This window comes from Shewanella sp. SR44-4 (assembly GCF_014163715.1).
GTDB lineage: Bacteria > Pseudomonadota > Gammaproteobacteria > Enterobacterales > Shewanellaceae > Shewanella.
The window spans coordinates 84,761-108,754 of record NZ_JACJDU010000008.1 but is presented as its reverse complement, the minus strand read 5'-3'; the positions used below and the strand labels follow the sequence as shown (position 1 = coordinate 108,754).

Sequence of the window (23,994 nt, the reverse complement as noted above, 5' to 3'; positions counted from 1 at the left end):
GAGTACTTGTTGATGCGAAAACTTACCTTGGCCGCGTCAATTGCCAGTTTATTTGTCGGCTTTTCGGCATGGGCAATTTCACCAACGATTCAAATCAGCGAGTTACCTAAACTAGCACAAGAGCCACAACATAAAGTGGCTAGCAAGCGAGTAACAACTTTGTTTACTCGCTCGCATTATCATCGTTTTGTACTTGACGATGCATTCTCTGAGCAAATATATACCCGTTTTCTTGAGCAACTTGATTATCGTCGTAATGTGCTGACTGCGGCAGACATTGCGAGCTTTAGTCAATATCAAAACCAGTTTGATAACATGGTTGAATCAGGCGATATTAGCCCTGCATTTACCATGTACGACCTAGTACAGAAACGTCGTTATGAGCGTTTTGCTTATGCGTTGTCTTTGCTTGATAAAGAGTTCGATTTTACTCAAGCTGGCGATGCGTATGAATTTGATCGCAAAGATGCGCAATGGCCAAAAGATGAAGCCGAAGTGAATGAACTTTGGCGTCAGCGCGTTAAATATGACGCGTTAAATCTTAAATTAACCGGTAAAAAGTGGCCTGAAATTGTTGAAGTGCTCGAGAAGCGTTACAACAATGCCATTAAGCGTTTAAGCCAAACACAAAGCGAAGACGTGTTTCAAACAGTAATGAACGCGTTTGCTCGTAGTGTTGAACCTCATACAAGTTATTTATCACCTCGTAATGCAGAACGTTTCCAAATGGAAATGAATTTAAGTCTTGAGGGTATTGGGGCCGTGTTGCAAATGGATGATGACTACACCGTCATCAAAAGTTTAGTGGCCGGAGGGCCTGCTGCCAATAGCGAGAAATTATCACCAGAAGATAAAATTGTTGGTGTTGGTCAAAAAACCGGTGACATTGTTGATGTCATAGGTTGGCGTTTAGATGATGTTGTTGATTTGATCAAAGGGCCAAAAGGAAGTGAAGTCGTATTACAGATTTTACCGAATAAAGGCGGGGCTAATGCTAAACCTTTTGAAGTGGTCATTACCCGAGATAAAATTCGTTTAGAAGACCGTGCCGCGACCTCAAAAGTGGTTGAGCCTAAAGAAGGCCAGTATGCCAATCGTAAAGTCGGGGTGATCCAAATCCCTGGATTTTATATGAATTTGTCACAAGATGTGGCTAAAGAAATCACTAAACTTGAAAAAGACAATGTTGAAGGGATTATTATTGACCTTCGTGGTAATGGCGGTGGAGCATTAACCGAAGCGACATTACTTACAGGCCTGTTTATTGACATGGGCCCAGTTGTTCAAATCCGTGATGCTAATGGTGGCATTAATCAAAATCGTGATAATGATGGCGCCAGTGCATATAATGGCCCATTGGCGGTGATGGTTGATCGTTATAGTGCATCGGCTTCAGAGATTTTTGCTGCGGCTTTACAAGATTATGACCGCGCACTTATCGTCGGTGAGTCTACCTTTGGTAAAGGGACTGTTCAGCAACATAAAAGCTTGGGTCGTATTTATGACATGTATGAAAAGCCAATTGGTCACGTACAATATACTATCGCTAAATTTTACCGTATTAATGGTGGCAGCACTCAATTAAAAGGCGTTACGCCTGATGTCCGTTTTCCAAGTGCTTTAGAGGCTGGCGAATACGGCGAGTCAGAGGAAGAGAATGCTCTGCCATGGGATAAGGTTCCCGTTGCTCAGTACTCTACTTTAGGGAATATCAACCCTATGCTGATCAACAATCTTGATGTTAAACATAAAGAGCGTATCAGCAAAGATGTAGAGTTCAGTTATATATACCAAGACATTACTGAGTTTAAAAAACATCATAAAGACAAAACAATATCACTTGTTGAGAGTGAACGAATTGCTTCTCGTGAAGACGATGATAAGCGTGCTTTAGACCGAGCAAACGCACGTCGAGTCCATCAAGGTTTGGCTGCCGTGAAGTCTTTAGACGATATTGAAAAAACAGATGATAGCAAGTTACCTGATCCCTTTTTAGATGAAACGGCTTATATCACCCTCGATATGGCTGACGTAGAAAAAATAGCTAAAACAAACTCAAAGTAATTTTTTATTACTGTTAAAAAACGCGCTTAGGCGCGTTTTTTCTTAATCACAATCACTAAAAACAGTACCAATTCGATAAAGACCACGCACATTTAATCATATTGGCATTAGTACCGTTCAAGAGGAACATGTATGAACCAAGCGCAAGAAAAACACCTAAAAGATTATACCAAGCCTTCATTCACCATTACCCATGTTGATTTGAACGTTATTCTGGATGGCAAAAACACTAAAGTGACAGCCATCAGTAAGGTGATCCGTAATGGTGAGCATCAGCATGATTTAGTGCTTGATGGCGAACAACTTTCGCTAAGTACAGTGAAACTTAATGGTGTAGCAGCTAACTATCGTCAACACGACAACCAATTAATAATTAGTACGGACCAAAATGAGTTTGAATTAGAAGTGGTCACTTTGCTTGACCCTGAGGCAAATTCGAGTCTTGAAGGGCTTTACATGTCAGACGGTGCTTATTGTACCCAATGTGAAGCAGAAGGATTTCGCCGGATCACCTATTTCTTAGATAGACCCGATGTTCTGGCTATTTATACCGTGCGCGTTGAAGCCGATAAACAGGCATTTCCATTTTTGTTAAGTAACGGCAATTTAATTGATAAAGGGGAGATGCCTCGTTCTGGTCGTCATTTTGTCAAATGGCATGATCCATTCCCTAAACCAAGTTACTTATTTGCCTTGGTCGCTGGAGACTTTGATTTACTTAATGACAGTTTTACGACTCAAACTGGTCGTGAAGTCAAACTGCAAGTTTTTGTTGATAAAGGCAACTTACATAAAGCTGATCACGCTATGGCATCATTGAAGAAATCAATGAAATGGGATGAAACTCGTTTCGGTCTTGAATATGATCTTGATATTTATATGATTGTTGCAGTTGATTTTTTCAATATGGGTGCGATGGAAAATAAAGGCTTGAATGTCTTTAATACCAAATACGTGCTCGCTGATAAAGCCAGTGCAACAGATGAAGATTATCATGGTATTGAGTCGGTTGTAGGTCATGAGTACTTCCATAACTGGACAGGTAACCGAGTCACGTGTCGTGATTGGTTTCAGTTAAGTTTAAAAGAAGGCTTAACGGTATTTCGTGATCAAGAATTTAGTTCCGATGTTGGGTCGCGCGCAGTTAACCGCATTCATGCTATTCGAGTGATGAAAAATCAACAGTTTGCTGAAGATACCGGTCCAATGTCACATCCTATTCGTCCTGAAAGTGTAATTGAAATGAACAATTTCTACACTGTGACGGTATATAATAAAGGCGCTGAAGTTATCCGCATGATGCACACCATTCTAGGCGAAGAAGGCTTTCAAGCTGGAATGAAGTGCTATTTTGAGCGTCATGATGGCCAAGCGGTAACCTGCGATGACTTTGTTAATGCTATGCAAGATGCTAGCGGTAAAGATTTAACCTTATTCCGTCGTTGGTATAGCCAAGCTGGTACACCCGTTGTGACGGTAAAAGACCGTTTTGATGCGGATAAAGGTGAGTACCATTTAACCGTTACTCAACAAGTGATGTCGCAAGGTGTGAAGGGCCAAACCTTGCATATTCCGTTCAGTGTTGAGCTGTTGGATAGTGTAGGGCAATCAATAGTCAATAAAGTGCTAGATGTGACTAAGGCCAACCAAACCTTTGTGTTTGATGGACTAGAAAGCGCACCTATAGCATCTTTACTACAAGATTTTTCAGCACCTGTTAAATTGGTTTACGATTTTAGCATTGATCAACTTGTGCATCTTATGCGCCATGCTTCTAGCGAAGTGGCGCGTTGGGAAGCATCTGTGCAGTTAGTGAGCCAAGCCATTTGGAATAACGTTGCTCAGTTGCAAAAGCAGCAAGTCATGATGGTCGATACTCGTGTTGTTGAAGCATTTAGAGGCGTCATTTTAGATGCGAATATAGACCAAGCTTTAGTGGCTGAAATTTTGTCTATTCCTACTGCTTCTGCATTAATCGAGCAGGTAGATAGTGTTGATTTAGATGCTTTGGCCAAAGCCAGAGAGTTTGTTGTTGAAGAACTTGCATCAGCTTGTGAAGATGAATTATTGGTACGTTATCGAGAGCTGATACTTTTAGATAACGCTGGTGCTCGTGCATTTAAAAACATTGCCTTGTCATTGTTATGTCAAGTGACCGATACTCATGAATCATTAGTTGAAAAGCAATATTATTCAGCTAAAAATATGACTGATAGCTTAGGGGCTTTGAAAGCGGCAGCTACAGCCAAACTAGCCTGTTTACCTATGTTATTAAGTGACTTTGAGTCTACGTGGGAATCAACGCCATTAGTGATGGATAAATGGCTGACATTACAAGCGTTAGTGAATTGCGATGAAGTGATAGATCAAATTAAAACGCTGACAAAACACAGCAGTTTTAGTTTTTCTAACCCGAACCGAGTACGTTCATTGATTGGGGCTTTTGCCGCCGCAAACACTTATCAATTTCATCGTGCTGATGGCGAAGGCTACCGTTATTTGACTAAAATTTTAGTCAAATTGAATAAGTCGAATCCACAAGTCGCATCGCGAATGATCACACCATTAATTCAGTTTGCCAAATTCGATCAACATCGTCAGCAATTAATGAAACAGTGTTTAGCAGAGTTAAAAGCTTTACCGGATTTATCAAAAGATTTATATGAAAAAGTCACTAAATCATTGGCCGAATAATAGCGTCACGGCTATTCATCTAGTATGAATAGTTAGACTGTTTAGTATGTTAAAAAGGAGAGCTTGCTCTCCTTTTTATGGAGTAAATTATGGAGTTATTATTTTCTCTTAACGTAAGTTATGAAGCATTTCTACCATATTACCAAGGACTTGCAGAGAAAGTGCAAGTAAGAGATCACCACGGTCGTGTGTTGCACATCAATGGTAAGTATTTTAGACCTTATTTAACTCCTCAAGGTATTCAAGGACAGTTCAAATTAGTCCTTAACCAAGATGGGAATTTCAAATCACTTAATAAATTATAGAGTATTTACTTCAAACGTTTGATTGATTAGTGGTGTGTGAAGTAGCACCCCGTTAATATATATAAGTCTATGAAAATAAACTTTTTTCGTTAATGGTTAAATGACTGTAATTATATCGTCTGTGTTAATTCAAATATAGGCTGGTTTTATTTTGTCGTTTTTACCCCGACATCGTTAATTTTCTTAAACATTTTCTTTTTTTTGACCTTGCTCAATATAGTTAAATGCTGTAACAATGGTGTTGCCTGTGGGCTAACAAGATGTTGGTTAAATTCCTATAACAACTAATCCAACAGGTTACGGAGATGAACTAAAATGAATATTGTTAAAAAAAGATTTAACAAGTCGGCTCTCGCTTTGGGGGTGGTGTCGGCATTATGTTTGGGGATGAGCACTTCAGCCTCAGCAGTTTCTTTTGATTGGGGTGATGTACGAGGTACATTTGACTCAACTTGGACTGCAGGTGCGAGTTGGCGTGTGTCAGACCGCGATTGGAATAATCAAATCGGAAAGGTAAACCAACCACAATTCGATTGGTCTGGTTATTCGGCATTTGGTGGTGCGTTTGGATCAACCAAATATACCTCAACAGAAATTTGGACTCAGCCTGGTTCTTATTCAAGCAACAATGACTTAAGTAATTTGTTGTATGCACAAGGTGATACCACGTCTGAGATTGTTAAAGGTCTCCACGAATTATCATTAAAGTATGAAAACTACGGTATCTTTTTACGTGGTATGTATTTTTACGATCGCAAATTAAATGATGGTGATTATGGCTTTAACGATCCATTAACCGGAAAAGAATTTGATCCTTGTGAAGATAGCAAAGCGTCAGAAGTGCAATGTAAAGATATTCGCTTACTAGATGCATTTGTTTACGGTAACTGGGATTTAAATGACGGCGCTAACCCATTAAGTGTTCGTGTCGGTAACCAAGTCGTTTCATGGGGCGAAAGCACCTTGATTTCTCACGGTATTGCTGAAATCAATGCTGTAGACTTAAATATTCTTAATGCACCCGGTGCGGAGCTCAAAGAAGCATTCCGTCCACAAGGCATGGTTTGGGCATCGTTAGGTTTATCTGAAAACTTAAACCTTGAAGCATTTTATCAATATGATTGGCAACCGATTTGGATCCCTACACCGGGTTCTAACTTTGCAACCAATGATTTTGCTGGATATGGTGGCTACAACCAAAATGCGCAATTGGGTTTCAACTCCAATCCAGATATCAACCAAGATTTCCTTATTTCAGAATATTCACGTTTATATGAAGCTGCAGCCGCTACTGGGTTTAACTCAGCATATGCCGCTTACATGACTGCTTATTCAACTAAGGTTGCTTTGGTTCAAGATGCTGCAGATCCTAGTGATGATGGTCAATTTGGGGTTAAATTAGGCTATTACTCTCCAGAACTGGGCGAAACTGAGTTTGGTTTTTATTACATGAATTACCACAGTCGTCGTCCAATTATTAGTGGTACTGCCTCTAACTTTACTGCAGAAGCTATTGGTCGTGATTATGGCCGTTTAGCACAAAGTGGTGGGAACATTGACCGCGAACTTTTGTTAAGTATGGAAACCTTTACCAAATCGCAAATTGTATATCCTGAAGATATCCAGTTGTATGGTTTTAGTTTTAACACTTTGGTAGGCGATACTTCTGTTGCTGGTGAAATTTCTCATCGTGTTGATGAGCCATTGCAAATTGACGACGTTGAATTACTTTTCTTAGCGATGCCTCAGCAGCTCGCTAATGCGGGTCTTCGTCCTGATTTAGATGGTATTTCACAAATGGATAATGTGGAGCCTGGCTCAAACGCTGAGGGGTATATACTTACCGATACGACTCAAGCACAGGTAACCTTTACCCACTTATTCGGCCCGACATTAGGTTTAGATAATCTAACCATGCTTGCTGAAGTCGGTGGTGTGTGGATCCATGATATGCCTGGTTTTGACGAATTACGTCTAAACGGTCCAGGAACCGCTCGTTCTGGTGGTAACCCAGAAATGACTGGTATTATTGCCGCATTGCATAATGGTCCTGAAACCAATCCATTCCCAACAGATTTTGCGTGGGGTTATCGTTTAGTGGCGAAAGCTGACTTTAACAATGTGTTTGCTGGTGTGAACATGTACCCAAGAGTGATTTTCTCTCATGACGTTGATGGCATTACACCGGATCCAATGTTCTTATTCACCGAAGGCAGAAAATCTGTCGCTTTGGGTGTGAACTTTGATTATCAAAGTCGTTGGGGCGCAGATATTTCTTACAACAGCTTCTTTGGTGGCGTAGGAACAACAAATGCGATGACAGACAGAGATTACATCTCTTTCAACGTCAAGTATTCGATTTAGAAGGATAATTATAATGAAGAAACTGACGATATTATCGGCAGCAGTGATGCTAGCACTAAGTGCACCTGCTGCGCTGGCGAAAGTATCACAAGCTGATGCAGACAAATTGGGTACAACATTAACCCCTATGGGTGCAGAAAAAGCGGCTAATGCCGATGGTTCAATTCCTGTTTGGAGTGGTGGTATTAGCAAACCTATAGCCGGTTACACTAAGGGTATGCATCATCCAGATCCTTTCCCAACTGACAAAGTGCTATTTACGATCACTAATGAAAATAAAGCCCAGTATGCTGAGTTTTTAACCCCGGGTCAGAAACAATTATTTGAAGTATATCCAGATACTTACAAAATGAATGTCTATGAAAGTCGCCGTACTGCAGCCGTACCTCAATATGTTTATGATGCGACTAAAGCCAATGCCGTTAGAGCTGAGTTAGTTTCACAAGGTAACGGTATTACTGGGGCGACCATTGGTGTGCCATTTCCAATCCCTGCTAACGGTTTAGAAGTGATTTGGAATCATATTTTACGTTATCGTGGTGTTGATGTAGAAACCTATCGTAGCCAAGCTGCACCGATGTCTAATGGTTCTTACACTTTGGTTGAAAACGCTGAGGAAATTCGTTTTGAATATTCTCGTCCAGAGGTGACATTAGAGAAACTTAAAGAAACAAATACATTGTTTTACTTTAAACAAGTTGTGACTCAACCAGCACGACTTGCTGGTACAGCATTACTTGTAAAAGAAACCATGGATCAAGAGGCTCTTCCACGCCAAGCTTGGACTTATAACACTGGACAACGCCGAGTTCGTAAAGCGCCTAACGTAGCTTTTGATACACCTGGTACTGTGTCTGATGGGTTAAGAACAACAGATGATTTCGATATGTTTAACGGCTCTCCAATGCGTTATAACTGGGAATTAGTCGGTAAGAAAGAGATTTATATTCCATACAATGATTATCGTTTACATTCAGATGCGTTGAAATATGACCAAATTTTAAAACCTGGCCATATTAACCCTGAATATCCACGTTATGAAAAACATCGCGTATGGGAAGTCAAAGCGACGTTAAAAGAAGGCATGCGTCATACATATAAAACTCGCGTGTTTTATATTGATGAAGATTCATGGCAAGTTGCAGTAACGGATATATATGATAATCGCGATGAGCTTTATCGTGTTGGTGTCGCTCATCTTATCAACTATTATGAAGTGCCTGCGCTTTGGAGTACCTTAGAAGTGTTCCATGATCTTCAATCTCGCCGTTATTTAGCAATGGGTCTAGACAACGAAGGTCGCATGTATAATTTTGATGCATCGCTTTCTGAAGCTAACTTTACCCCAGACGCCCTAAGACGTGCCGGTATTCGTTAACAAGCCATAAATAAAATGGGGCGCGGTTGCGCCCCTATAAATTGTAAAGGAAGTTTGTATGACGTTTAGCATGCTTCGCAGTGCAGTGGCGATTGGGATTAGTGCATGTTTATATACTACTTCAGTAGATGCTCAACTCGATCCACTCTCTGTTCAGATTCAACCCCTAGCTCAATCCTCTTTATTGCTTGATATTGCTAATGCTGGTGACAAACTTGTCGCGGTAGGCCAACGCGGTAATGTGTTGCTTTTGGACAATAATCAATGGCACCAAGTCGCGACCCCTGTATTGTCTCAATTAACCAAAGTGTTTTTTTTCGACGACAAACAAGGTTGGGCTGTCGGCCATGATGCCACCATCATCCACACTCAAGATGGTGGATTAACGTGGTCGGTGCAGATGCAATCTGCCGAAATAGAGAAACCTTTTCTAGATATTCGTTTTTATAGTCCCGTTGATGGTATTGCGGTGGGCGCTTATGGATTATTTTATCGCACCGCTGATGGCGGTAAAACATGGCAACAAGAATTTCATCAAGAATTATTATTTGAAGAAGATATTGCCTATTTAAATGAACTTAAAGCAGAAGATGAAGCATTGTATTTATCTGAGCGAGCTTCATTATTACCCCATTTCAACCGTTTAATTCGCCTGAAAGATAAACGATTGTTGCTTGTGGGTGAGCTTGGCTTGGTCGCGGTATCGAGTGATAACGGCCAAACATTTTCGAAAACTAACTTTGATTATGATGGTTCAATGTTTAATGCCATTGAAGTTGGCGAAGATGTTTATGTCATGGGCTTACGTGGTCATGTGTTTAAGTCAGACTTAACGCTATCCGCATGGCAAGAAGTTAATTTACCTGTCCAATCATCAATTAATAGCGCACTTATTACCGCTAGTAATGACCTATACCTGGTGGGAAATGCTGGGATTGTGTTGTCAGTAGATGATGATAAAGCAACCATTGTTGCCAGACGCCAAGGTGAAAATATAGTGGCAATTGCTAAAGACAGTAAAGGCCAGTTATGGTTTGCCGGTTCTAAGGGACTGTTCCAGCTTGATTAACCTTTTGGTTAAACTGGACAATTAAAACAACAATAATAGGGCCGAAAAGATGTTAGAAAAACTGGTCAATGGATTTGAATCTCATTTATTCCGCAATCGAAAATGGGTCATCATTTCGTTTATTTTTATTACTTTTTTCTTAGGGTATCAAGCCAGCCAATTAAAAATGGATGCTGCTTTTAGTAAAAATATCCCACTCAATCATTCGTACATGCAAACGTATACCAAACATCAAAAAGATTTTGGTGGTGCTAACAGTATTATGGTGGCGGTAGAAGATACCAGTGGCAATATATTTAACCCGGTATTTTTTGATGCGCTCAAAAATGTGCACGATCAATTATTTTTTATTCCGGGTGTAGAACGTTCTCAGGTTAAGTCGTTATTCTCACCTTCAACTCGTTTTACCGAAGTCGTAGAAGACGGCTTTGCCGGTGGTCCGGTGATCCCTGCTGATTTTAGTAATGATGATTACGGTCTTAAAATCGTTCGTGATAACATTGAAAAAGCTGGCATTGTAGGCCGACTTATCGGTAATGATTACACCTCTGCCATGGTGTCTGCGCAGTTAATGGAGTTTGACCCTCAAACGGGTGAGGCTATTGATACTATTGCGTTTGCAAATCAATTAGAGCAAGAGCTTCGTGGCAAGTTTGAAAACGATAAGATCAAAATTCATATTATCGGTTTTGCAAAAATGGCTGGGGATGTTGCTGAGGGCGCTAAAGGCGTACTGCTGTTCTTTTTAATCGCCATTGCGATTACTGCTGTAATGGTATACCTATTTTCAAAATCGATAGTGCTAACCGTCTTGCCACTAGTGTGTAGTTTGGTTGCAGTATTTTGGCAATTAGGATTATTAACCGTGGTTGGCTTTGGTTTGGACCCAATGTCGATTTTAGTGCCGTTTTTAGTGTTTGCTATTGGTGTTAGTCACGGGGTACAGATGATCAATGCTGTACGTCGTCGTGTGCTTGATGGCCAAACAACTAAAGCCGCTGCAGCGTCCGCATTTCGTAGCTTATTAGTGCCCGGTGGTGTTGCATTATTATCTGATACGGTTGGTTTTTTAACCTTACTGTCAATTGATATTGGTATTATTCGTGAGTTGGCTATTTCTGCATCGTTAGGTGTCGCGGTTATTATTTTAACCAATCTGATTTTACTACCATTGGTGATTTCATATTTTGAATTACCGAGTAAGCAAGACAGTCCTGAAAAACGTCAAAAAATTGAAAATATTTGGCGTGGTTTGTCTAAATTTGCGACCCCTAAATATGCCATTGTCGTATTGATTTCGACTGCGATACTTTACGCGGTTGGTTTTCAACAAGCGTCCAAAATGCAAATTGGTGATTTACAGGGCGGGGCGCCTGCACTGCATCAAGACTCTCGTTATAACCAAGACACTTTCTTTATCACTAAACATTTTTCAATTACAACTGATGTAATGTCTGTGATTGTAGAAGCTACACCAGAAGCCTGTACTTATCATTCATTGTTATCTCAGATAGATCAGTTCGAATGGATGATGGCAAATACACCTGGGGTAGAGTCAACGGCAAGCTTGGCATCTATTGCTAAGAAAGTGAATGCAGGATTTAACGAAGGTAACCCTAAGTGGGAGATTTTACCGCGTACCACCGCGAGTTTAGTCCAAGCCGTTGGCCAAGTACCGACAACATCTGGTTTGCTCAATAGTAATTGCTCGGTTATGCCTGTGTACTTGTTCTTAAAAGATCACAAAGCTGAAACCATCGAGGTGGTTGTAGACAAAGTTAAAGCGGTTGCCGCACAACTTAACTCTGACACTTTGCAATTTAAGCTAGCATCAGGTCCTGTTGGTGTCATGGCCGCCACAAATGAAGCCGTGAGCGAAGCTCAGCTACCAATGATGCTATATGTATATGGCGCTGTGTTTGTACTGTGTTTAATTAGCTTTAAGTCACTCAAAGCGACGATAGCGGTAATTATTCCACTTTATGTGGTATCAACATTAGCGCAAGCATTAATGACCTTGCTTGATATTGGGTTAGCGGTGAGTACCTTACCGGTGATTGCATTAGGTGTGGGTATCGGCGTTGATTACGGGATTTATATCTTGTCGACGATGTCCAATAAACTCAGTAATGGCATGCCGGTGCAACAAGCGTATTTCGAAGCTCTCGTTGAACGTGGTAGTGCGGTTATCTTTACCGGCCTAACGTTAGCCATTGGAGTGAGCACTTGGTTCTTCTCAGACCTTAAATTCCAAATGGATATGGGAATTTTGCTGACATTTATGTTTTTAGTGAATATGTTGGGAGCAATTATTATTCTACCCGCACTTTCAGCGATGTTTTGGCGAAAAAAGTAACTAAAACATGTAATTAAATAAAAAAGGGAGCTTAGCTCCCTTTTTTATTTTGCATAGTTACTCTATGCAAACGACTTAAATGTCATTTTAAACGCTAATCTATGCTGCCGACTGGATTTATAGAGGATGTACCACTAAAATTTTCCTCGATATAGCAGCAATTTAGTAATAAACTTTGCACAAGATCTCAAATATGAGTTTCTTTTGTTAAACGAAAAACAGTTATTTACGTGCTACACACAAAATGACTCGGACCGACACAATCAACAAGCCGAAGCATCCATATAATGATAAGAGCGCTGCCATAGACGCTTAAGGAATCTGCAACATGGCCTTGAAAGATGCAATGCCTTCAGTACTACTGGAAAATGTAGTCAATTTAATTCACACAAAAATCCCTCATTCTCAAGCCAAACAAGTTGAGCAATTTGCCAATTGCCTATACGCCCATATGTCAAAAGACGATCTCAATGCTCGTAATGACAGTGATTTATATGGTGCTGTAGTGAGCCTTTGGAATGCGCTGAATAAAACGGCCCAGGATCAAACCCACATCCGTGTATTTAATCCTAGCCAAGCAAAACATGGCTGGCAGTCAACTCACAGCATTATTGAGGTTATCCAACTTGATATGCCTTTCTTGGTTGACTCGCTCTCAATGGCGTTAAATCGAATGGGCATCACTGCCCATGTGATGTTACATACGCCATTAGCCGTTGTACGTGGTAATAACAACAATGTGTCAGATGTGTCATTTGTTAATGACACAACTGATAACAGCAATAATGTTGCTGTATTCTTGGTCGAAATTGATAAACAAAATAGTGATGCTGACATTAAAGCGATTGAAAAAGAAATTCAATCTGTACTTGCTGATGTTTCAGCGTCGGTCAATGATTGGCAATTAATGTCAGATACATTAACCGAGACTATTAAGCAATTACCTTCACGTCCATTCCCTGGTGATAAAACGGAATTGAAAGAGTCAGTTGATTTTTTAAACTACTTGAACAACCATCATTTCACTTTGCTTGGCTATCGTTATTACGATTTAAAACGTGTTGAAGGTGATGTTGAGCTTGTTCCTAATATTGAATCTAGCTTAGGGCTAATGAACCGTTCAAAAACCTCACACAGTGAGCGTGGTTTATTACTTTCAAGTTTATCTGATTCAGCCCGTAAAGAGGCATTAGATGAAAGCTTACTTGTTCTCACCAAGAGCTCTGCTAAAAGTCGTGTACATCGTCCGGCTTATGTAGATTATATTGGTGTTAAACGTTTCGATAAAAAAGGCAACGTAATCGGTGAAGATCGCTTCATTGGTTTATATGCTTCAAATCTTTATAACCGTAGCCCACGCGAAATTCCATTATTGGGCGAAAAGGTTCAGCGCATTCTTGATAATTCTGGGCTAACTCCGCGCTCGCATGATTATAAAGCGTTGATGAACATTCTTGAAAACTTACCTCGTGATGAGCTAATTCAAGCTAAAGATCCTGAGCTATCAAACATAGCTCATGGTGTTTTGGAAATGCAAGATCGCGATAAGTTAAAGCTGTTTGTGCGTAAAGACGGTTATGGTCGTTTCTTGTCGTGTTTAGTGTATGTGTCTAAAGACCGCTACAACACTAAGTTACGCCAAGACACTCAACGCATTTTGGCACAACATTTCCAAAGTAATGAAGATGTTGAGTTCACCACGTATTTTTCTGAGTCTACTCTGGCTCGCACTCACTATATTATCAAAGTTGATAATAACAATATGGATGTTGATGTGGCCGCCATTGAAAAAAATCTTATTGAAGCCGCTCGCTCGTGGGATGACAAACTGCACACTGCATTAAACAATGCCGTTGGTGAACAAGCTGGAACAGGACTGACAAAGCGTTATTTAAATGCGTTCCCACCTAGCTATAAAGATGATGTGTTACCAAGTTCTGCTGTGGTTGATATGCAGCATTTAGAAGCTTTGGATGATGATCATAAATTAGGCATGTTGTTCTATCAGCCACAAGAGTCGGCGTTAAATGACAATAAAGTTCGCTTAAAACTGTTTCATAAAGACGAGCCAATTCATTTGTCTGATGTTTTGCCAATGCTAGAAAACTTTGGCTTACGCGTGATCAATGAACGTCCGTACGAAGTGAAAACCAATGATGGCGCGACATTCTGGATTTTAGATTTCTTAATGACAGTGCAAGGCGCTGCCACAGAGAATCTAGCCGACAGTCAAGACCGTTTCCAAACGGCTTTATTGCAAGTGTGGCAGAAGAAGTTAGAAGATGACGGCTTTAACCGCATGGTACTGTCAACCGGCCTCAGTGGTCGTGAAGTGTCTATTTTGCGTGCTTATGCTAAGTATATGCGTCAAATTGATGCAACATTCAGTCAGTCGTACATCGAAGAAACGTTTAGCCGTTATCCTAAATTAGCGGACTTATTGGTGAAAATGTTCATCCGTAAGTTTAACCCTAAACTAAAAACGCGCACCTTAAGTAAGTTCCTTGAACAGGTGAACATACAACTTGATGACGTTTCAAGCTTAGATGATGACCGTATTATTCGTCGTTACTTAGATTTAATTAACGCCACATTACGAACTAACTTCTATCAAACTGCCATTGGCGGAAAAGCGAAAGACTATATCTCGTTTAAATTTGCACCGAGCTTAATCCCAGAAATGCCTAAGCCGATGCCTAAGTTTGAGATTTTCGTGTATTCGCCTCGTGTTGAAGGTGTGCATTTACGCGGTGGTAAAGTGGCCCGAGGTGGTTTACGTTGGTCTGATCGTCGTGAAGACTTCCGTACCGAAGTACTCGGTTTAGTAAAAGCACAACAAGTTAAAAACACCGTGATTGTGCCTGTAGGCGCAAAAGGTGGTTTTGTGTGTAAGCAACTGCCGACAGAAGGTGGCCGCGAAGCATTATTCACTGAAGGGCAAGAATGTTACCGTATCTTTATCCGTGCGTTATTAGATATTTCAGACAACATTGTTAATGGTGAAGTGGTTCCACCCGCAGATGTTGTACGTCACGATGAAGACGATCCATATTTGGTTGTTGCTGCTGACAAAGGCACGGCAACATTCTCAGATATTGCTAATGCGATTGCGATTGAATATAACTTCTGGTTAGGCGATGCGTTTGCTTCTGGTGGTAGTAACGGTTATGACCACAAGAAAATGGGTATTACTGCACGCGGTGCATGGGAGTCGGTTAAACGCCATTTCCGTGAAATTGGTGTAGATTGCCAAACTACTCCATTTAGTTGTGTTGCGATTGGCGACATGGCTGGTGACGTATTTGGTAACGGTATGCTGTTATCTGAGCAAACTCAATTGGTCGCTGCATTTAACCATATGCACATCTTTATTGACCCTACGCCCAAAATTGCAGAAAGCTATGCTGAGCGTCAGCGTTTATTTGTACTGCCACGCTCAAGCTGGGAAGACTATAACGCTAAACTGATTTCTAAAGGCGGCGGGATATTCTTACGCTCTGCTAAGTCAATTAAATTGACACCAGAAATCAAGAAGATGTTGGACACTGACAAAGACACCATGAACCCAACTGAACTGATGAAAGAACTACTGAAAATGCCAGTAGACTTGATTTGGAATGGTGGTATTGGTACCTACGTTAAGTCGAGCAAAGAATCGCATGCTGAAGTAGGCGACCGTGCCAACGACACCTTACGTGTTAATGGTAAAGAAGTACGTGCTAAAATCATCGGTGAAGGCGGTAACTTAGGTTGCACTCAATTAGGCCGTATTGAATACTGCGCTAATGGCGGCCGTATGAATACCGACTTCGTCGATAACGTTGGCGGTGTAGATTGTTCAGATAACGAAGTTAACATCAAAATCTTCTTAAACACGTTAGTGGCAGAAGGTGAGTTAACCGTTAAACAGCGTAACCGTTTACTTGAAGACATGACTGACGAAGTCAGTGAAATTGTGATTAAAGATTGTAAAGATCAAACCCGTACGATTTCGGTTACCCAAGTACATGGTGTGTCACAGCTTAAAGAGCAAATTCGTTTTATTCAGTATCTTGAAAAAGACGGTAAACTTGACCGCGCACTTGAGTTCTTACCAACTGATGACGATCTTGCAGAACGTTTAGCCAATGGCCGTGCATTAACTCGTCCTGAGTTATCGGTATTAGTTGCTTACGCTAAAATGGTACTTAAAGAGCAGCTCGTGACACCTGAAATCACTGAAGATGCATTTTTAAGCAAGTTATTAGTGGCTTATTTCCCTAAAAAGTTACAAGCAAAATACGCTGATAAAATGACCGCACATCCTCTACGTGGTGAAATTATTGCTACATCATTAGCTAATGAATTAGTTAATGATATGGGCTTTAATTTTGTACAACGTATGCAAGATGAGACCGGTGCAACAGTTGCTGAAGCGGCTATTAGTTATACTATGGCCCGAGAGATCTTTGGTCTTGATGAGTTAACCGCTTCTATTACTGAGTTAAATGGTGTTATTCCGGCACATGTGCAGGGTGAAATGCTACATCTGTTACGTCGTAATATGCGTCGAGCATGTCGTTGGTTTATTCGTCATCGCAATCGTGCTCATGATATTGATCAAACAGTGGCATTCTTTAAGCCTGTATTTGAACAGCTTAAAGCTAACGTTGACCAGTATATGATTGAAGCTGAAGTTAAAGTGATTTCTGCTGAAATTACTACTCTAGTAAAAGAAAATGTCCCTAAAGCAGTTGCACTAATTGTCGCTAAAATGAGTACATTATTCTCTGCGTTAGACATTGCACAAATTGCTCAAATCGAGAATAAGTCAGTTGATCTGGTATCAGAAACTTACTTCAAACTCGGTGCAAAAGTTGAATTACATTGGTTCTTAGAACAAATCAATGCTCAACCTGTAGCAAACCATTGGCAAGCACTTGCTCGTGCGGCATTCAGAGAAGAACTTGATTGGCAACAACGTGCATTAAGTTCTGCAGTATTACGTACTTGTACAGATACTTGTGATGCAGATAGTGTTATTAATCAATGGATTACATTAAACAAACCATTGCTTGAAAGATGGTATCACATGCTAGCCGACTTCAAGGTTTCTCAAACCCATGAATTTGCTAAGTTCTCAGTCGCCTTAAGAGAACTGAACTTGCTGATTTTGCATTGCGAAGGTCAGAAGTAGTTTTTATAATGTGAATAAGCCCTGGCGATTGCCGGGGTTTTTTTTAGGTCTAGGAGAAAACATGTTTTACAAACTCGCGCAAAAAGTAATGTTTCAGATGGACCCTGAGTTAGCCCACAATATCGCGATTGGCAGTTTGAAAATGACCGGAAACAATCTGTTAAATTGTTTCTATCGTCAACAGGTTAAATCTGCTCCTGTAACCTGTATGGGACTGACGTTCCCAAATCCTGTCGGCTTAGCTGCAGGATTAGATAAAGACGGCGAGTCAATTGATGCTTTTCATGCAATGGGTTTTGGCCATGTTGAAGTCGGGACAGTAACACCACGGCCACAAGCCGGTAACGATCAACCGCGTTTATTTCGATTAAAACCTGCCAAAGGCATTATTAATCGCATGGGTTTTAATAATAAAGGTGTCGATAATCTGGTACGTAATTTAATGGCCAAAAAGTCTGACATTATGGTTGGCGTGAACATAGGTAAAAATAAAGACACTCCAGTAGAGCAGGGTAAAGATGACTACCTAATTTGTATGGAAAAGGTTTATCAATATGCGAGCTATATTGCAGTTAATATTTCCTCTCCTAACACTCCTGGTTTACGTTCAATGCAATACGGTGAGTTATTAGATGACTTACTTAGCTCAATTAAAGCCAAACAAACTGAATTAGCCTCTAAACACGGTAAATATGTGCCAGTGGCGTTAAAAATTGCGCCTGATTTAAGCTCAGAAGAAATTAGCGCGATAGCTGATTCATTGATGAGTAATCAGTTTGATGGTGTTATCGCGACCAACACCACCTTAAGCCGCGATAATGTGGTTGGATTAAAAAATGCTGAAGAAATGGGTGGGTTAAGTGGCAAACCGTTGACGGATTTATCAACACAAGTGATCAAACAATTAGCGATCTGTTTACAAGGTAAGATCCCGATCATTGGTGTTGGTGGGATCAATAGTGCAGCAGATGCTTTAGCTAAATTTGACGCTGGCTCAACTATGGTGCAGATATACTCTGGTTTTATCTATCAAGGTCCTAAATTGGTTGATCAGATCGCTAGAGCTTATTGTAAAAAATAGTGACTAAAATATAACGTTATTGATCAAAAATCATGCCGCGATCGAATTTTAGATCATTCGATCGCGCTAACACTATGAAATTTATGTTATAATTTATAATTAAATTTTGATATTGGGTGAAAAATAAACTATTATGCACAAGTGTTCAACATTTAGGTGCAGATTGCCATGTTATTAATGCCAAACAAGGACTGGCATTGGGAATACAATGAAACTTGCAAGAAGCTAAGTATTTCATTGGGTTCCGAGATGGAGTTCTTAACCCCATACAAGACAAAACAATTAATTCCAGATGCGTTAACCGCAACTGAATTTAATCTTGAACACGCAAAATTCTACATTAAAATGCTCGAAACACTTCCTAAAGTGCTACACATCTCTGATGCAGGTATTGTACAAACCGCTTTAAATGCCACCGCTGCCCATTTTTTATTACAATCACAAATGCCCAAGTCTTGGTTTTTTGACGTGAGTGATGAGTGTGTTTATTGCGAAGTCGGTAAGTTATTTCAACTTAATTGTGGTTATTCAAAAGTATTAGCATTAGTGGTTGATAATGGCTTACAAGCCGCCACAGTGATGATTCTATCGCAATACTGTCAGTTATCAGACAGCAAATCGCTAGTACAATTCGACACCATTAAAGTGATGCATAATCGTTTGCACCCATTGCGTAAAGCCAGACAAGTCGTGGCAGCTTAATAAATATCATTGAAGTTAATGTGCGTAATAAAAAAATGCCAAACATAGAGTTTGGCATTTTTGTTTTAGCTCATTTTCTTAAAAAAATTTAACTCATTTTACGCAGCACACTAAGCGGCGCAATACGTAATACCCAATGCAAAATAGCCCATGGATAACTCGGTACATAAGCATTAGCTTTCTCTTTTTGAATCGCTTTAACCATAGCTTTACAACCTGTCTCGGTGTCGACAATAAACGGAACCGTTTTAACTTTTTCATTAATCTCACTGCGAATAAAGCCAGGGTGTATACACGTCACTTTTATTGGTGTGTTCATCACATCGATACGGATACCTTCAGATAACGACGTTAAGGCTGCTTTTGTAGCCGCATAAACGGTCATGGCACGTCTAAATCCACGCACTGCACTAATCGATGAAATAGTGACAAGATGGCCATTGTTTTGCTCACGAAAAATGGCCATCGCAGCTTCACACTGGGCTATTGCAGCAATAAAGTTAGTTTGCGCAGTTTGTAAGTTAGCTTCAAAAAAACCGCTACCAATTGCAGCACCTTTGCCCATTCCAGCATTAACAATGACGCGATCTAGTTGGCCTAATTCTTGTTTAAATTGACTAAATACTTCAAATACTTGTGGGTGGTCGTTCACATCAAGTGATTTAATTAACACCTGTATATTGGGATTAATCACCAATAATTCTTGCTTTAATTCTTCGAGGCGGTCTATTCGTCTAGCACACAAGGCTAGATTATGGTTTTGCTTAGCAAATTCAATTGCCATACCGCGGCCTAAACCTGAACTCGCCCCAGTGATTAATATGTTTGTCCGTTTCATAATGTGCTCTTTATTTTTGTTTTAATTGTTTTGCTAAATGTGTTGAGCATCGTCACTTAACGATACTCACAAAGTAAATATAACTTAAATCAAGCTGCATAAATGGCGTTGCTCCCCATCAAAAAAGCTATGCTCATTTAAGGTAATTAAACTCAGTCGTTGTCGTTTTAACTGTAATTGGCTCACACCGCAATTAACTAGCTGTTTATTGATATTAAAAAATTGACCTTCTGGTACTGATAATATTTGCATTATCGCGGCACTAATTACGCCACCAGAGGTGAATACAAACACAGTGTCATTGTCATTTGTCTGCTCGATCAGTTGTTGTAATCCTTGGCTTACACGTTGAGTAAAGTGTTGCCAAGATTCGTTATAGTTATAGTTATCGTTATCGTTAGCGTAATTTGATTGTTGTTGCCATTGCTCAATGGCTTGACTAAATAATTCGATAAAGGCCCTGGTGGGTGAAGCTTGTTGTTGGAGGTAATGCTTCATCGCTTCTGGATTGGCTAAGTCTGGTCGATAAACCGCAATCACATTCTCATGGTCAAACTCATTCCAAAGAGTACTTATCTGTAATGACTCATTCAATAAAAGTGGTGACAACGTCGATAAACAAGCATCACGAGTTTGTTGATGACGAGTCATGTTGCCGCAAATAACATGCTTAGGTTGAATTAAGCGTTGGTTAAAATACTCACCCAAATGCCTTGCTTGGCTATGGCCTAAACTTGATAAGTTGTCATAGTTATTAGCGCCAAAGCTTGCTTGCCCATGGCGGATTAAATAAATATTCGCCACGGTTATCCTTTTTGCTTCATTGCACGTTTACAGCGCCACAATAAATAATGTGAAAAAATCCAAAATTGTTTGAATGCAGGGTTGCGTGTTTGTTTATGGTGATAGCGATAATAAATTTGCTGTACTATGCCTGCTAAACGGAATAAACCAAATACTTCATAAAAGCGAAAATCTTCAATAGTGATGTCCATTTTGTCACAGTAATATTTCACCACTTGCTCGCGAGTGAGCATGCCATCAAGGTGTGTGGGTTGGCGGCGAGTCATTTGAGCTAAAAAGTCATCATCGGCTTCAACCCAATAGGCGAGGGTATTGCCCAAATCCATCAATGGATTACCGAGTGTTGCCAGTTCCCAGTCAAGTATTCCATTGACCTTACTGATGTCATCTGGATCTAACACCACGTTATCAAACCGAAAGTCATTGTGGGTTAGGCAAATGGTTTCTTGTGCTGGTTTATGTTGTTGTAGCCAAGTCATCACACTTTTACCAGAGGGCACATTCCAAGTTTTAGCTTGAGTGTAGCGCTGGCTCCAGCCATCAATCTGACGCTGAGTATAACCTTCGCCTTTGCCGATGTGGTTAAGGTTAGCGGCATCAATATCCACTTTGTGTAACTCGATTAAACAATCAATCACATTGGTGCAAAGGGTTCTGGCTTGTTGTTTATCGACGTTTAAGCCTTTAGGAAGATTTTGTCTTGGGATAATGCCATTGAGCTTTTCCATGACATAAAACTCAGTCCCTAAGACATTGTCATCATCGCAATGTACCAGCATTGCAGGCACATAAGGGTACACGGGTTTAAGTGCTTGCTGTAATCGATACTCGCGCCCCATGTCGTGAGCACCTTTGGCTTTGGTGCCTTTAGGTGCACGGCGTAAAATAAGATCGCGATTAGCGTAGCTTAAACAGTAAGTCCAATTGGATGCACCGCCAGTGTACTGGGTTATGGTTAACTCACCTTCAAGCCCATTAATGTGCTGTTTTAACCACGGGTCGATAACCGCTGCGTCAAGCTCCTCGCCGGTACGAACCGTTTTAGCTTTATCAAGATATTGTTGGTTCATTAAGCTTGTTCCTCCCTTAACAATTGCCTAAGACGCTGTGTTTGTTTTAACACTAGTTTAAAATACCAATGTAAAGGCAATAAACGTTTTAACTGATAAAGCCGTTTGCCTTGTTGATGTGTCAGTAATAGAAATTGTTTGTTCTTTTCGCCTTGATAGGCGATGTCTGCCACTTGTGTTGCATTGATAGGTGACTTATCAAATAGCTTACCCATGAGTTTTTCCATGGTTGGTAATTGGGTGCGTAAGCTAGTACCAAGATTTGTTTTAAAAAAGCCAGGGCATAACACGCTAACATTAATATTGTCATCGGCAAGTTCTAAGCGCAACGTTTCTGACAACGATACCACAGCCGCTTTTGATGCATTATAACTGGACATAAATGGGATTGGGGTTAAACCCGCTTGTGATGCCACATTCACAATACTGCCAACACCTTGTTGTTTAAAAAGCGGTACAAATTGCTGACACATGTTAACGATACCAAATAAGTTGATTTCCATAATCCAACGCCATTGCAACATAGGTTCAGCTTCTATTTTATCTGCAGAAGCGACGCCGGCATTATTGATTAATACATCGATATGTTGCCAACGCTCATTCAGTACTTTTACGAGGGCTGTAATGCTGTCTGTGTTGGTGATATCGCAAGGCACGAAAAAAGCCTTGCCTCCTAACGCTTCGATTTCTTGGCACACCTGTTCGCCAGCTGGTTGATTAATATCTGCAACGCACACTTCGGCATGCTGACTCGCCCATTTAAGCGCAAGAGCTTTACCTAAGCCCGATGCCGCGCCGGTGATCACCACATGTTGTTGTTCTATTGGTTTCATTGTCATCACCATTATTGGTATTTTGCTAACTCAAGACGCGACACCATGGCCATATGCACTTCATCCGGTCCATCGGCTAAACGTAAACTGCGGGCCATTGCTGCAAAACCTGCTAATGGTGTGTCATGGTTCATGCCTGCACCACCATATATTTGAATCGCCATATCGACGACTTGGGTCAGCATATTCGGGACAACCACTTTAATTGCAGAAATATCGGTCATGGCGTGCTTGACGCCTAAGTTATCAATTTTCCACGCTGCATTAAGTGTCAATAATCGAGCTTGCTCTATTGCCATGCGCGCTTGGGCTATACGTTCAAGATTACCGCCTAATTTGATAATAGGCTGACCAAAGGCGATTCGAGATTTACCGCGCTCAATCGCTAATGATAAGGCTCGTTCTGCTGCGCCAATCGCGCGCATACAGTGATGAATACGACCGGGGCCTAATCGACCTTGAGCTATTTCAAAGCCTTTACCTAAACCCATAATGACATTACTTTTGGGCACACGAACATTAACGAGCTCCATCTCACCATGGCCATAAGGTGCATCATAATCACCATAGGCGGTTAGCATACGTGTGATGCTGACCCCAGGCGTGTCCATCGGCACCAATACCATGCTATGACGTTGGTGTTTTGGTGCGTCGCTATGAGACAGTCCCATAAATATCATGATCTTACTATTTGGATGGCCCAAACCCGTTGACCACCATTTGCGGCCATTGATGACAACATCATCACCGTCTTCAATAATAGTGGCTTGCATATTGGTGGCATCCGACGAAGCCACGTCAGGTTCTGTCATCGCAAATACTGATCGGATTTCGCCAGCTAGTAGAGGTGTTAACCATTGTTGCTGTTGTTGCTTATCACCAAAGTGATAAAGCACTTCCATGTTACCGGTATCTGGTGCATTACAATTGAAGATTTCTGGGGCCAGAAGCGATCGCCCCATTGCTTCAGCTAAGGGGGCGTATTCAACACAAGTCAGCCCTTTACCTAATGTGGCATCAGGTAGAAATAAATTCCATAATCCTAGTGCTTTTGCTTGAGCTTTAAGTGCTTCTATTTGCGGTAACAGTTGCCAACGTGTCCAATCGCAACTGTGATTGATTCGTCTATTTTCTGCGAGTAATTCAGCTTCAATTGGGAGGATATATTGATTAATAAACAACGTTACTTTCGCTAAATATTGTTGTGATTTTTCTGTAGCGTAGATATTCATTTAAGCATCCTGTGTGACGTAAGCCTCA

15 protein-coding genes are annotated in these 23,994 nt (G+C 40.7%); 10 read left to right on the top strand and 5 right to left on the bottom strand.

Translation table 11 applies throughout. The features are described from left to right. Nucleotides 1-12: 12 nt before the first annotated feature. The 10 genes from prc (at nt 13) to H5125_RS06115 (ending at nt 19,189) form a co-directional block, all read left to right on the top strand. Nucleotides 13-2,064, top strand: coding sequence for a carboxy terminal-processing peptidase (gene prc, locus H5125_RS06160; protein WP_182743775.1), 2,052 nt, complete (start codon nt 13-15; stop codon nt 2,062-2,064). 132 nt (nt 2,065-2,196) lie between these two features. Continuing rightward, complete coding sequence (gene pepN / locus H5125_RS06155; RefSeq protein WP_182743774.1) at nt 2,197-4,758, top strand: aminopeptidase N; 2,562 nt, start codon at nt 2,197-2,199, stop codon at nt 4,756-4,758. Between the two features lie 89 nt (nt 4,759-4,847). Further along, entirely contained in the window at nt 4,848-5,063 is a 216-nt protein-coding gene (locus H5125_RS06150) for a DUF2835 domain-containing protein (RefSeq protein WP_162023284.1), read from the top strand. A 315-nt stretch (nt 5,064-5,378) separates the two neighbouring features. After that, nucleotides 5,379-7,427: a DUF1302 domain-containing protein gene (locus tag H5125_RS06145; protein WP_101086984.1), complete on the top strand. Its 2,049-nt coding sequence runs from the start codon at nt 5,379-5,381 to the stop codon at nt 7,425-7,427. Between the two features lie 13 nt (nt 7,428-7,440). Beyond that, nucleotides 7,441-8,805, top strand: coding sequence for a DUF1329 domain-containing protein (locus tag H5125_RS06140; RefSeq protein WP_101086985.1), 1,365 nt, complete (start codon nt 7,441-7,443; stop codon nt 8,803-8,805). 58 nt (nt 8,806-8,863) lie between these two features. Beyond that, a complete protein-coding gene (locus tag H5125_RS06135; protein ID WP_101086986.1) occupies nt 8,864-9,874 on the top strand; it encodes a YCF48-related protein in 1,011 nt (336 codons plus the stop codon). 49 nt (nt 9,875-9,923) lie between these two features. Next, nucleotides 9,924-12,230, top strand: coding sequence for an RND family transporter (locus H5125_RS06130; protein ID WP_101086987.1), 2,307 nt, complete (start codon nt 9,924-9,926; stop codon nt 12,228-12,230). Nucleotides 12,231-12,558: 328 nt separating this feature from the next. Then, nucleotides 12,559-17,406, top strand: a complete 4,848-nt coding sequence (locus H5125_RS06125) for an NAD-glutamate dehydrogenase (protein ID WP_101086988.1) — start codon at nt 12,559-12,561, stop codon at nt 17,404-17,406. 61 nt (nt 17,407-17,467) lie between these two features. Further along, nucleotides 17,468-18,487, top strand: a complete 1,020-nt coding sequence (gene pyrD, locus H5125_RS06120) for a quinone-dependent dihydroorotate dehydrogenase (RefSeq protein ID WP_182743773.1) — start codon at nt 17,468-17,470, stop codon at nt 18,485-18,487. A gap of 168 nt (nt 18,488-18,655) precedes the next feature. After that, nucleotides 18,656-19,189, top strand: a complete 534-nt coding sequence (locus tag H5125_RS06115; protein WP_182743772.1) for a cell division protein ZapC — start codon at nt 18,656-18,658, stop codon at nt 19,187-19,189. 88 nt (nt 19,190-19,277) lie between these two features. Here H5125_RS06115 and H5125_RS06110 read toward each other — a convergent pair whose 3' ends face one another. The 5 genes from H5125_RS06110 to H5125_RS06090 form a co-directional block, all read right to left on the bottom strand. Further along, nucleotides 19,278-20,027 carry an SDR family oxidoreductase gene (locus H5125_RS06110; RefSeq protein WP_182743771.1) on the bottom strand — a complete coding sequence of 250 codons (750 nt, stop codon included), beginning with the start codon at nt 20,025-20,027 and terminating at the stop codon, nt 19,278-19,280. An 84-nt stretch (nt 20,028-20,111) separates the two neighbouring features. Then, the gene (locus tag H5125_RS06105; protein WP_182743770.1) at nt 20,112-20,831 is read right to left on the bottom strand and encodes a histidine phosphatase family protein; all 720 of its coding nucleotides are present in this window, start codon (nt 20,829-20,831) and stop codon (nt 20,112-20,114) included. 2 nt (nt 20,832-20,833) lie between these two features. Continuing rightward, nucleotides 20,834-21,901: a phosphotransferase family protein gene (locus H5125_RS06100; RefSeq protein ID WP_182743769.1), complete on the bottom strand. Its 1,068-nt coding sequence runs from the start codon at nt 21,899-21,901 to the stop codon at nt 20,834-20,836. Then, a complete protein-coding gene (locus tag H5125_RS06095; protein ID WP_101086993.1) occupies nt 21,901-22,734 on the bottom strand; it encodes an SDR family oxidoreductase in 834 nt (277 codons plus the stop codon). Before H5125_RS06095 ends, H5125_RS06100 begins: the two co-directional genes overlap by 1 nt. Nucleotides 22,735-22,745: 11 nt before the next feature. Then, the gene (locus H5125_RS06090; RefSeq protein ID WP_101086994.1) at nt 22,746-23,966 is read right to left on the bottom strand and encodes an acyl-CoA dehydrogenase family protein; all 1,221 of its coding nucleotides are present in this window, start codon (nt 23,964-23,966) and stop codon (nt 22,746-22,748) included. Nucleotides 23,967-23,994 lie beyond the last annotated feature (28 nt).